The organism is Gloeocapsopsis sp. IPPAS B-1203, from assembly GCF_002749975.1.
GTDB lineage: Bacteria > Cyanobacteriota > Cyanobacteriia > Cyanobacteriales > Chroococcidiopsidaceae > Gloeocapsopsis.
In genome coordinates, this window is sequence record NZ_PEIG01000001.1 from 203,726 (window position 1) to 215,986 (window position 12,261).

A 12,261-nucleotide genomic window follows, 5' to 3' on the forward strand; every position below is an offset into this window, starting at 1 on the left:
GCGCACTGGCTCCCCAAAAATGGGGGACTTTTACTAGTGATTAGCTCTTAGTGGAGTAGTTAGGTGAATTAGTTTGTTGTGCTTCTAACTCCTGATAGTGTTGAATTTTCCACTGAATCACCTTCAAATTCTGCTGCAGTTCAGCAATGCGTTTTTGGACTTCAAGTTCATGCGCTTCTAAAATTGCGCGGCGATCGCTGATTGCTTCTGGTTTTTCCCGTAACAAAGTAGCAAACTGGTGCATTTGACGAATTGGCATTCCTGTAGCCCGTAAGCGAGTCAAAAATTCAATTCGAGCAATATCTGCTGCTGAGTAACGGCGATGTCCATTGCTTCCCCTATTAACTGGCTCAAGTAGCCCATTACGCTCGTAATAGCGCAGTGTATGCACACTCAAACCTGTTCGTGCTGCAACTTGTCGAATGTCCGTGTCCATGAATATCACCTTAGAACTTAGAGTGCGCTCTAAGTCAAGCCTTTTTCAGAAAAAGAGGAGCGAGGGAGTAGGAGCGAGGAGCGAGTAAAAAGATTGAATTAAACCTTTCTTCTTGATGTTTTATCTTCCTCTAACCTCTCGCCCCTTCTTTGTAAAGCGCAATAGCACGCTCAATTACAGACTAACGATGACTTGTAAAATATACAGGTTATGCAAAAATTGCATAGCAGGTTTATAGAGAAAACAGGCTAACTGACAAAGCCCAGAGAAAACGCGTAGTTTAGAGAAAGATTATGGCTGACCGTAGAGTTCATGTAGAAGAGGCAAACCGCAAACAAAGGCTAAAGCAACATCATCGCTTGTTTTTATGGCTTTCTCTCGCCGCAGGCTTAATTTTTTTACAGGGATATATGATCGCACCACTTATCCCTCGTCTGGCACAAATTTTTCAAGTTCCAGAGCAAGAGATCGGCTTTATTGTCCCAGCTTATATGCTTGCTTATGCTCTAGCAGCCCTCTTTTATGGAATCCTTTCGGATCGTTTCGGGCGCTGGCCCGTGATGCGTGCTTCGGTTTGCATCTTTATTATTTGTACCGCACTGACTGCAACAGCTCAATCTGCCTCGCAGATGGTTTTCTGGCGTCTTTTAACTGGACTAGGTGCTAGTGGAGTTATACCACTAACGTTTGCCTTGATTGGAGATTTGTTTCCCTTTCGCGAAAGAGGACAGATGTTGGGTATGGTGTTTGCTTATATGGAAGGAGGTATGGCTTTTGGCTCTGCGGGGGGAGCGATTCTTGAACCCTTTATAGGTTGGCAGGTACTATTTGTTGGGACTGCGATCGCAGCAGCAGTTATTTTGTGGCGCTTGCACCGCTATGAAGCACTGTTTGATACTCCACAGGCTGCTGAGCCACTACGCTCGATTCGTCAGGTTTTTGCAGGCTACCGCAGTGTGTTATCAACTTGGCGTGGAAAGCGAACTTATATCTATGTTTTTTTGAACGCGATCTTTCACTCAGGGGTTTATACCTGGCTAGGACTTTACTTATTGCAGCGCTACAACTTGGGAGAGGCAAGAATCGGGCTAGCAATTTTTGGATACGGCATTCCAGGTTTGATTTTTAGTCCGATGATTGGCAAAGCGGTGGATCGTTGGGGACGCAGATGGCTTATCCCACCAGGACTGGGCATAGCTGCGATCGCAGGGTTTATGATGATCTTCCAAATTCCCTTGACCTTGACTACTACCGCTATTTTGATTTTGTCTCTTGGCTATGACCTGACTCAGCCTTTATTTGCAGGAATTGTAACAGACCTAGGTTCCGCAAGAAGTCTAGGACAAACAATGGGGTTCAAAGTTTTTACACTATTTACTGGATTTGGAATTGGTAGTCTCATATTTGGTGAGGCGCTTCGTTGGGGCTTTGGTCCAACACTGGCTATTTTTAGTACAATCCAATTGCTAGCAGCCGTTGTCGCAATTCCGTTGTTTCGCTCAGAGGCTCCTAAGAAAGAGGCGGAAATTAAAGCAGTAGAAGCTTGGGATGAGCAAGAAGAATAGACAAACTTGATATCAGGGTCGAATGATACGATGCATATCAAGTGATGGTGGAGTGATTTCTGTTTGGCTGATCATGTCATGAATTTGCCCTCGATGGTGCGTTTGGTGATTGAAAAAATGCGCTACGAGTAAATCAACAGGATCGTTACAGACTCTACCAGAATTATTTGTATACTGAATTGAGCTACTTAAAAACTCCTCAGTTAAACTTGCAGCAAAGTTTTCAATCCGCTGATCTTCGGTTTGACGCACTTGCCATAATTCGTCAAAGTCGTTGTAGAGAATTGCGTCTAGATTAGTTGATGACATGGCTTTGCCCTCGAAACGCCCTAACCAAATGCGATCACCTACCATAATATGATTTAGCGTTCCGTGAATAGTTTTAAAAAATGCTGGACGAATCTGTTTGCGTTCATCATCACTTAATTGACCGCAAGTGTCGTACAGTTTGCGATTTGCTAATGTGTTGTATTTTGCTAATAATTGAAAATGCTGGGTGAGCATAGATTCTCCTTTAAGACATTGGCGAATGAATTCGCTGCTAGACAAACGAAGTCCACCTTCGTGGACTTACAATCAATTAAAACTCTTACTAAGAGTGTGCGCAGGCACACTTTGTTTATATAGCCCCGACTTTAGTCGTAGGGCATCTACAATTCATATTGGTTCAAAATAAAATTAAAGCTATGGAAGAACTGCTAACTCTCAAAGAAATGCTGCTTAAGGGTGACATTTCTGGTGCATTAGTGATGGTTGAAGAACTTGAAGAAATGGGTCGTAATGACATTATTAAAACAATTCGGAGTCATGCCGTTATTCTGTTGTTACACCTGATCAAACAGCAAGCCGAAAATCGGACAACTCGTTCTTGGGAAGTTTCAATTCGTAATTCTGTGCGAGAAATTCAGCGAGAAAATCGAGCTTACTATCTTACGTCAGAGGAGTTGCTTGAAACCTTGGAGGAGGCTTATTTAAATGCAATTGACGAGGCTTCATTAGAAGTTGAAGAAGGGCGCTATGAACCGGAAGAATTAGAGCAACGAGTGAATAAAGTAGAAATCTTACAACATGCGCTAAATTTAATTGCACCGTTGAATAGTTAGATATTTTGTTGATTGTTGTCGGCGATCGCCTTATTTAGTACGCTTTGCTAAAAAGTTCAGCATTGCAGTAGCTACAGCATCTGGCGCGTCAATTAAGAAATCATGACCGCCGCGCTTAAGAATCACAAGTTCAGCATTAGGAATACCTTGAGCAAGTTCTTGAGAAAACTTCAGTGGTGTTAGAATATCTTGCTGACTTACTAAAACTAGCGTAGGGCAACTAATTTGTGGTAAACGGTCTAAAGTATCGCTATTTATAATCGCTCGACTTTGATGATATAGCCCTTGTGGAGTCGGCGGAAAAGGATACTCCATTTGAAACTTGAGTGCTGCTTCGATAGCGCCTGGAGTTGCATAAAAATCTTCACTCACTGCCCAGGGTAACACTACATAAAAATAAGCTTCGGGATCTAGAATGCGTGGCAGATCGCCTAGTGTTTCGATAATGCTACAGAATCGGCGATCGCATGACGCAAAAGTCGCCAACAAGATTAAACTATGTAGCTTTTCTGGGTGTGCTAATGCTAATTCTTGGGCAATTTGACCTCCCATCGAATGACCAGCAACATGAATTCTACTCACACCGATGTGTTCTAGTAGTATTGCCGTATCATCTGCCATTTGTTTGATACTGTAGGGACTATCAGGCGCAGAACTTTGTCCGATACCACGATTATCTAAGCGAATGACTTGATACTGGGCGACAAGTGACGGCATTAATAAATCCCAGTGCGCATAATCGCAGGCGAAACCAGGAATTAATAATAAAGGCTCGCCTGTTCCCTGAATGTCATAGAATAATTCAATTCCGTTAGCCTGAAGTTTTGGCATAGGTGATTTTGAATTAGTTTTACTGAATTGTGTTTGCTGATTGGTTAAATAACAAGTTCCTTGATTTTTCAATATCGAGTGCTTGATCTTTAAATGCTTCTGCTTTCTCGTAAGCATGAATCGTCGCTGGACGTGCTTTAATGGTTCCAAACCAGCGCTGCAAGTGAGGGAAATTCTCTAGCTTTTGTCCTTGACGTTCATACGGTACAATCCACGGATAAGCAGCAATGTCAGCGATTGAATAGTTATTACCTGCCAGAAAAGTGCGATCGCTTAACCGTTTATTCATGACTGCATACAAACGTCCTGTTTCATTGACGTAGCGGTCTATTGCATAAGGAATCTTTTCGGGTGCATACTGACTAAAATGATGATTTTGCCCTGCCATTGGTCCTAAACCGCCCATTTGCCAAAATAACCATTGCAAGATTTCAGCACGTTGGCGGATATCTGTTGAAATCAGTTTTCCCGTTTTTTCGGCTAAATACAGTAGAATTGCTCCTGATTCAAACACTGAAATGGGTTCGCCGCCATCTGCTGGGGCGCGATCGACAATTGCCGGAATTCGGTTATTTGGGGCAATTTTAAGAAAATCGGTCTTAAACTGATCTCCCGTACCAATGTTGACAGGAATAATTGTATAAGGAAGTTCGACTTCCTCTAGAAACATTGTAATTTTGTGACCGTTGGGCGTTGTCCAGTAATAAACGTCAATCATTGATATCTCTTAATTGAGTACAAAGTTTGATGGTTGCGATATACAATTTACAGTGATTTCAGCTTTATTATTTTTTTATCTTTAACTGAAAATTTTCGTCATAATCTGCTAAAGCAGGATAAGCGATCGCTGGCGTTTTATCAATCGATAAAAGTCTTTTTTGGTAGGTTTCTAAATAATGCTGTCTTTGTTCTTCACCTACACGATTTACTGCCCAAGCGATAAACGGTGGTAATACATCAAATCCAACAAAACGAAAGATCCCATGATGAATTGGAAACAAGATATCGTCAATAAATCCATTTAATCCTGTTTCGGTGTACATAGTTTCTGAACCACCAGTAGTCAATGACAACATTGCTTTCTTACCTTGAAACGTACCATTGTCATACCATTTTCCACTACCATAAATACGTTCCATTGCGAATACTCGATCAACCCAGCCTTTGAGAATTGCTGGCACAGAAAACCACCACAGGGGAAACTGAAAAATGAGCACATCGCACCAATCTAGTTTCTCCATTTCTGAGCGAATATCGAGTGCAAAACCGTCGATTTCAGTTGCATACAATTCTTCAGTTTGTTGTTTGAAGTACTCTGGATTCTTTTGGGATGTAAAATTACGACGATCTGAGACAGGATCAAATTTCATCCTATACAAATCAGAAATTTTAACTTCATGTGCTGCATTTTCTAGTACTGCTTTGGCATGACGGGTTAATGCACCATTAAAGCTTTTTGGTTCGGGATGTGCGTGAACAATAAAAACTTTCATGCAGGTATACTCCTTACAATCCACTCGCATATTGAATCGGTAAATTCAGTTTTTCCTCTTGCTGTAATTCTTGCGCTGCACGGTAAGCCCAGTAAGGATCGCGTAACATCTCGCGCCCAAGGAGGACAATATCTGCACGTCCATTGCGGATAATGTCATCAGCTTGCATTGCGCTTGTAATTGAACCTACCGCTGCTGTCGCGATTTCAGCTTCGTGGCGAATTTTCTCTGCAAAAGGCACTTGCCAACCCGCACCGAAGGGATAGTTTTTGTAATCAGGAGAATTAAAACCCGAACTACAGTCGATTAAGTCCACACCTTCAGCTTTCAGCTTTTTAGCAAGTTCCACCGAGTCTTCGATTGTCCAACCGCCTTCTATCCAATCAGAACACGATAACCGTGCTGTTAATGGTAAACGTTCTGACCAAACTTCGCGCACTGCTTGCGTTGTTTCAATCGCAAAGCGAATACGGTTGACAAAACTGCCGCCATACTCATCAGTACGTTGATTGGCAAGAGGTGAGTAAAAGCTGTGTGCTAAATAGCCGTGGGCAAAATGGAGTTCTATCCATTCATAACCCGCTTCTAAAGCCCGCAATGCGGCGGTGCGAAACGCATTTTGAACTTCTTGAATATCTTCTTTAGTCATTTCTTTCGGAACCCGCCATAGCTTATTACCAAAAGCTAGGGGACTCGGTGCAATAGTTGTCCAACCACCTTCTTCATCTTTAAGCGAATGATCGCCTTCCCAAGGACGTGCGGAACTTGCTTTTCTACCAGCGTGGGCTATTTGAATTCCTGGTACTGCACCGTGCGCTTTGATAAATTGGTTGATGCGTTGTAGCGGTTCGATGTGCTTGTCTGCCCAAATTCCCGCATCACCTGGAGAAATTCGTCCCCGCGCTTCGACTGCGGTAGCTTCGGCAATAATTAATCCTGCACCACCTACTGCACGCGAACCTAGGTGAACTAAATGCCAATCGGTTACTACACCATCGTGCGAACTATACTGACACATTGGGGAAACACCAATACGGTTGTGTAATGTGACGTCTTTGAGTTGATAAGTATCAAATAACTGTGGCATTATTTTCCTCTTGAGCAATTAAAAGCGGATGCAAATTTTACCGAAGTGCGAACCACTTTCCATATATTTCAGCGCTTCTGGTACTTCGTGGAAAGGATACACGCGATCAACTACAGGGCGTAATTTGTGTAATGCGATCGCCGAATTCATCGCCGCGAACATCTCACGCGAACCGACATAAATGCCTTGTACACAAACGTTTTTCATCACAATTGCTGCGGTAGCAACTTCGCCTTTACCACCGCTTAAAACCCCAATCAAACTAACTTGTCCGCCGTGACGTACTGCGCGTAGCGATTCTGATAATGTTCCTGCGCCACCGACTTCAACGACATAATCAACACCTTTACCGTCGGTGAGTTCGCGCACTCGATTACCCCACTCTGGAAGTTGTTTATAATTAATTGTTTCTGCTGCGCCCATTTTGCGGACACGTTCTAGTTTCTCGTCGCTGCTTGATGTAGCGATGACTTTCGCACCTGCAATTTTGGAAAACTGCAAGGCAAATATTGAAACTCCGCCAGTTCCTTGCACCAATACTGTATCGCCTGCTTTTAAATTACCAGCATGAAAAAGCGCATTCCACGCTGTTACAGCTGCACAAGGTAACGTTGCAGCTTCCTCATCGGTAAGATGTTCGGGTACGTGAATCACGCCATCTTCATGTAGCACCACGTACTCAGCTAAAATTCCATCAATCGCACCACCTAAAGCCGATTGCGTAATTTCTTGCGTCAGTTCACCACCTAACCACTTTTGAAAGAAAATTCCGGCAACGCGATCGCCTACTTTAACTCGCGTTACACCTTCGCCTACTGCGACAACTGCGCCTACACCGTCAGAAAAAGGAATTCTTGGTAAAGGTAATTTGGGATCGTACAAACCTTTAACTACCAATAGATCGCGGTAGTTTAAGGAAGCCGCACGCATTTTCACGAGAACTTGTCCGTAACTCAGTTGAGGATCGGGGCGTTCGGTTAGTGTCAGCGCATCAATGCCAAACTGTTGAATTTCGTATACCTTCATCGTCCTTTACTGTTTATTAACCTTGACGTTAACGTTAATATAGATTGAAAAAAATTACTGGCTGTTGATTTGCTCAATACATTTTTGAATCTTAGTAATATTTGTCTCTAACTCTGAACGAAACTGCGCGAGTGCGGTCAGTTTATCATCGGTTTCTTGAAGATGCGCTTGCAGGATGGTTAACACCTTTTGCTTGGCTTTGAGTTCTGTTGGATCTTCAAAGTACAAGTCAATAACACTCGCAATCTCTTCGAGAGTTAGTCCGAGTGACTTGAGGCAATCAATTTTTTGGAGTCGCAAAAACTCAGCTTCCGTATAATAGCGAAAGCCACCTCCCTCTCGTTCACTTGGATGCAATAATCCTAGATTTTCGTAATAGCGAATTGTTCTTGGAGTTACGCCAGCTTTTTGTGCCAGTTCTCCGATTCGCATTTTTTCAGTCACTTTATTTACTGATGCACCAGATTGACGTTAACGTTAACTTGAGATTACTCGTTTTTTTCTTTGGTGTCAAGCACTTAGAAATTGCAGATGTACAGATAGAATCTGCCTTCACAAGTTGACAAACTTTTATTGATTTTGAGCTAATTTCCAGCATTCGGTGGCGATCGCCCAATCTTCTTGAGTATTGATAATTAAAACACGCACTTGAGAATCGGCAGTAGCAATATCGGTATCGCCTGGAGAATCAGCATTTTTGTCTAAATCGAGCTGTAAACCGAGAAAAGCAAACGATTCACACGCTAAAGCACGAACTTGGGCTTGATTTTCACCGACACCCCCCGTAAAGACTAATGCATCCAAACCCCCCAGAGTTGCTAGCATTGCACCAATGTGTTTGCGTAATGAATGCACATACATATCAAACGCGAGTTGGGCGCGAAAGTTACTTGATGCGATCGCACTTTGAATTTGGCGCATATCTTGAGATATACCAGAAATTCCTTTTAAACCAGAAGCGTAATTTAAAATTTCATCTAATTTATCTGCATCAAGTTCGCGATCGCGCAGCAGGTAAATCAAAATTCCTGGATCAATCGAACCACAGCGACTCCCCATCATTAACCCTTCTAGCGGAGTAAAGCCCATTGTTGTGTCAATACTCACTCCACCACGAATTGCTGATAAAGAACAGCCATTGCCCAAATGACAAATAACAAGACGTAAAGAGTGTAATTCGCAATTTAACAGCGTTGCAGCCCGATGCGCACAATACTGGTGACTAATACCGTGGAAACCATAGCGACGAATCCCTTGCTCAAACCATTCGTAAGGTCCTGGATAAAGTGCTGCGCTTAGTGGTATTCGACTATGAAAAGCAGTATCAAACACTGCAACTTGTGGTAGAGATGGTAGCAGTTGTTCAATCGCTTCAATGCCCTCAAGATTTGCTGGATTGTGTAAGGGAGCAAAATCAGATAACAGTAAAATGGTATCTTTAACTTCTGGAGTAATCAACGTTGCTTCGCGGTAATCTTGACCGCCATGTACGACACGATGACCTGCAATATCAATCTCAGCAAGATTTTCAATTGCCTGTGTTTTACCGCTCACCAAAGTATCTAATAAGTAAGAAATAACATCAGGGCGCGAGTTGGTTTCGAGTTCGGTTTCTAAAACTGCACCTTGAGCATTAATTTTGATTGCAGCTACTCCATGATGCCGACTCCAGTCTACTTTAGCTTCCCACAGAGGATGTAGAGGTGAATTGGGTAAAGTGTCACTGAGTTCATACAAGCAATTTTTTTGGCTACTAGATCCTGCGTTCAGTACAAGGATTTTCATAGAAACAGCCTTTTTTTCTTACATGACTACTGTAGCGATTGAGAAGCTTGAAGATGTGTTGTTAATAGTACACAAATGTTTCTTGCTTAGCTAACGAACGATTATGAATAGTCATAACAATTGTTTGAAAAGTTTAACGCAAAAATACTCAAGCTCAAGATAAAATCAGACTAATTTGCATTTAGTTGAAGTTAAGCCGAGATAAATACTTTCTTATCTGAAAGTTAGAGTTGAGTAATACAGCAGGTGTTTATGCTACTGTCAATTGACAGAAAAATAAAGTACACCACTGATAGAGCGTGTAAAATAGCTTTAGTCTGTCCAATACGATAGAAGGGGCGATCGCGCTGATGCTACGATCTGTTCCCAAAAGACTGACAGCAGGATTTTTCGTTGTCTTAGCATTTGCATTAGGCAATGCAGCAATTTCTTATCGCAGTACACAAAAACTGATTGCTAACGAACAAGCGATCGCCCACAGTCATCAAGTTTTAGCAGAACTAGAAACAACACTTTCAAAACTTAGAGATGCAGAAACAGGACAACGAGGCTACTTACTTACAGGAGACACTCAATATTTAGCACCCTATGTGTTGGCAAGAACTCAAACACGGGCACAAATTGCTAAACTCAAGCAATTAACAGCAGATAACTCTCAACAAGAAATTGCGCTGCTAGAACAAAAAATAGCTGCCAAACTTGCAGAACTAGAACGCACAATTGACTTAGAGCAAAAGAATGACTTTGATGCCGCAAGAAACATGGTGCTATCTGGTCAAGGAAGGCAGTTAATGAACGATATTCGCCAAATTATCGGCGAAATAGAAAAAAACGAGCGTTTAAGGTTACAACAACGCGCTCGACAATCAGACATCGGCTTTCGTGATGAGACAGTAACATCCTCAATTGCTACCTTACTGAACATCGGGCTGCTGATGCTGTTGTATTACTTGATTCATCGCTACACCAAACAACGCCAACAAGCAGAAGATTCGCTGCGAGAAGCTAACCAAACGTTAGAAACACTGATTCAATCATCACCACTCGGAATTGTGGCACTGACACCAAGTGGCAACGTGAGTTTATGGAATCCTGCGGCTGAAAGAATTATTGGCTGGAACAATCGCGAGATTATTAACCAGTACTTGCCACTTCTCGACAATCAACAACTTCGCCAGCGCATATTACAAGGTGAGGCAATTCATGATATTGAACTAAGCTGTTATAAAAAAGATGGTCAAGCGATCGCGATTTCGCTTTCTACTGCACCACTGCGCGATGCTACCGATCAGATTAATGGCATTATGGCAGTCATTGCCGATATTAGCGATCGCTATGCCGCAGAACAAACAATTCGCGAACAAGCAGCATTACTCGATATTGCTACCGATGCAATTTTTGTACAAGATTTAGACAACCGAATTTCATTCTGGAATAAAGGTGCAGAACGTTTGTATGGTTGGCTAACTCAAGAAGCTTTGGGGAGAAATGTTTATGAACTTTTGCACGCACAACCAGTAGTAGAAATTTCAGTTTCGCAAGAAAACTTGATCGCTTATGGTGAGTGGCAAGGTGAGTTGTGGCAAATAGATAAAAATGGCAAACAAATTATTGTAGCAAGCCGTTGGACATTAGTCCGCGATGTACAAGGAAACCCTAAATCAATTTTAGTTGTTAATACAGAAATCACTGAGAAAAAAAAGCTAGAGGCACAACTTTTACGCGTGCAACGAATGGAAAGTATTGGAACCTTAGCAGGTGGAATCGCCCACGATCTCAACAATGTCTTGACACCGATTTTAATGTCAGTACAACTTTTGCAAATGAAATTCAGCGATTCTCAAAGCCAAAACTTGCTCAATTCGTTAGAAAGTAATGTCAAACGAGGCGCAGCGTTAGTCAAACAAGTGCTATCTTTTGCGCGTGGTTTTGAAGGCGATCGCGTTACCTTACAAGTCAGACACTTAATATCAGAAATTACTCATCTTATTCAAGAAACTTTTCCTAAATCAATTGAACTCTTTACAGATATCTCTCCTAATTTATGGGCAATTTTTGGTGATGCTACGCAGCTTCATCAAGTGTTGATGAACTTAGTCGTTAATGCCCGCGATGCAATGCCTAATGGAGGTATTTTAAGTATTCAAGCAACAAATGTTCTTATTGATGAACAGTACGCCCAGATGAATCTGGAAGCAACAGTTGGGTCGTATGTCGCAATTACAGTTACTGATACTGGCGTTGGCATTCCACCAGAAATTATAGAGCGGATCTTTGAACCATTTTTTACAACTAAAGAAGTCGGTAAAGGTACTGGATTAGGTCTTGCCACAGCGATTGGAATTGTCAAAAATCATGGTGGTTTTGTCAATGTTTACAGTGAAGTAAGTAATGGCACACAATTTACTGTGTACCTACCAGCAACAGAAGGAACCGAAACACAAACAACTCAGGAAGGAGAAATTCTTTCAGGCAATGGTGAATTAATTTTGGTTGTGGATGACGAAACAGGAATTCGGGAAGTTACCAAACTCTCTTTAGAAACATACAATTATCGTGTTTTAACTGCTAGCAATGGAGTTGAAGCGTTAGCAATATATGCTGATCGCCAAGATGAGATTTCTGCTGTTTTACTTGACATGATGATGCCTTCTATGGATGGCGCGATTACAATTATGACATTGCAGAAGATGAATCCTTTAGTAAAAATTATTGCTATTAGTGGACTTAGTTCAAATGAAAAAATTGCGGCAACAACAGGCTCAGGTGTACAAGCTTTCTTACCAAAACCTTGTACAGCAAAAGAGTTAATAGAAACTCTCCATAGTGCAATAGAGTAGAATTTAAAAAAACCTAGAAATAGTAAGAGAAAAGAGAAAGCGATCGCCGCAGGTAATAGTTTAAAAGGGAGTAGAATTACTCATGAAAATATAAG

General features: G+C 41.9%; 12 protein-coding genes. 3 read left to right on the forward strand and 9 right to left on the reverse strand.

From position 1 onward, the window contains the following. Positions 1 to 40: 40 nt before the first annotated feature. Entirely contained in the window at positions 41 to 436 is a 396-nt protein-coding gene (locus tag CSQ79_RS01000; RefSeq protein WP_099699344.1) for a MerR family transcriptional regulator, read from the reverse strand. A gap of 293 nt (positions 437 to 729) precedes the next feature. Between CSQ79_RS01000 and CSQ79_RS01005 the strand changes: the two genes are divergently transcribed. Continuing rightward, a complete protein-coding gene (locus tag CSQ79_RS01005; RefSeq protein ID WP_099699345.1) occupies positions 730 to 2,001 on the forward strand; it encodes an MFS transporter in 1,272 nt (423 codons plus the stop codon). A 12-nt stretch (positions 2,002 to 2,013) separates the two neighbouring features. Here the strand turns inward: CSQ79_RS01005 and CSQ79_RS01010 are convergent, their stop codons facing one another. Beyond that, positions 2,014 to 2,505, reverse strand: coding sequence for a DinB family protein (locus CSQ79_RS01010; protein ID WP_099699346.1), 492 nt, complete (start codon positions 2,503 to 2,505; stop codon positions 2,014 to 2,016). A gap of 182 nt (positions 2,506 to 2,687) precedes the next feature. Here CSQ79_RS01010 and CSQ79_RS01015 point away from each other — a divergent pair, with 182 nt between their 5' ends. Next, a complete protein-coding gene (locus CSQ79_RS01015) occupies positions 2,688 to 3,104 on the forward strand; it encodes a DUF29 family protein (RefSeq protein WP_099699347.1) in 417 nt (138 codons plus the stop codon). Between the two features lie 30 nt (positions 3,105 to 3,134). On the opposite strand, the gene CSQ79_RS01020 is transcribed toward CSQ79_RS01015, so the two are convergent. From CSQ79_RS01020 to CSQ79_RS01050, 7 genes are all read right to left on the reverse strand, one after another. Further along, the gene (locus tag CSQ79_RS01020) at positions 3,135 to 3,935 is read right to left on the reverse strand and encodes an alpha/beta fold hydrolase (RefSeq protein ID WP_099699348.1); all 801 of its coding nucleotides are present in this window, start codon (positions 3,933 to 3,935) and stop codon (positions 3,135 to 3,137) included. Between the two features lie 19 nt (positions 3,936 to 3,954). Beyond that, on the reverse strand, positions 3,955 to 4,653 hold the full coding sequence (locus tag CSQ79_RS01025; protein ID WP_099699349.1) for a glutathione binding-like protein: 699 nt from the start codon (positions 4,651 to 4,653) through the stop codon (positions 3,955 to 3,957). Positions 4,654 to 4,720: 67 nt separating this feature from the next. Continuing rightward, positions 4,721 to 5,428 carry an NAD(P)H-dependent oxidoreductase gene (locus tag CSQ79_RS01030; RefSeq protein WP_099699350.1) on the reverse strand — a complete coding sequence of 236 codons (708 nt, stop codon included), beginning with the start codon at positions 5,426 to 5,428 and terminating at the stop codon, positions 4,721 to 4,723. A gap of 13 nt (positions 5,429 to 5,441) precedes the next feature. Next, the gene (locus CSQ79_RS01035; RefSeq protein ID WP_099699351.1) at positions 5,442 to 6,515 is read right to left on the reverse strand and encodes an NADH:flavin oxidoreductase/NADH oxidase; all 1,074 of its coding nucleotides are present in this window, start codon (positions 6,513 to 6,515) and stop codon (positions 5,442 to 5,444) included. 18 nt (positions 6,516 to 6,533) lie between these two features. After that, positions 6,534 to 7,541: a zinc-dependent alcohol dehydrogenase family protein gene (locus tag CSQ79_RS01040; RefSeq protein ID WP_099699352.1), complete on the reverse strand. Its 1,008-nt coding sequence runs from the start codon at positions 7,539 to 7,541 to the stop codon at positions 6,534 to 6,536. Positions 7,542 to 7,595: 54 nt separating this feature from the next. After that, positions 7,596 to 7,973: a helix-turn-helix domain-containing protein gene (locus CSQ79_RS01045; protein WP_099699758.1), complete on the reverse strand. Its 378-nt coding sequence runs from the start codon at positions 7,971 to 7,973 to the stop codon at positions 7,596 to 7,598. Positions 7,974 to 8,111: 138 nt separating this feature from the next. Further along, a complete protein-coding gene (locus CSQ79_RS01050; protein WP_099699353.1) occupies positions 8,112 to 9,326 on the reverse strand; it encodes an acetate/propionate family kinase in 1,215 nt (404 codons plus the stop codon). Positions 9,327 to 9,676: 350 nt separating this feature from the next. Between CSQ79_RS01050 and CSQ79_RS01055 the strand changes: the two genes are divergently transcribed. Continuing rightward, positions 9,677 to 12,166, forward strand: a complete 2,490-nt coding sequence (locus CSQ79_RS01055; protein WP_099699354.1) for a CHASE3 domain-containing protein — start codon at positions 9,677 to 9,679, stop codon at positions 12,164 to 12,166. Positions 12,167 to 12,261 lie beyond the last annotated feature (95 nt).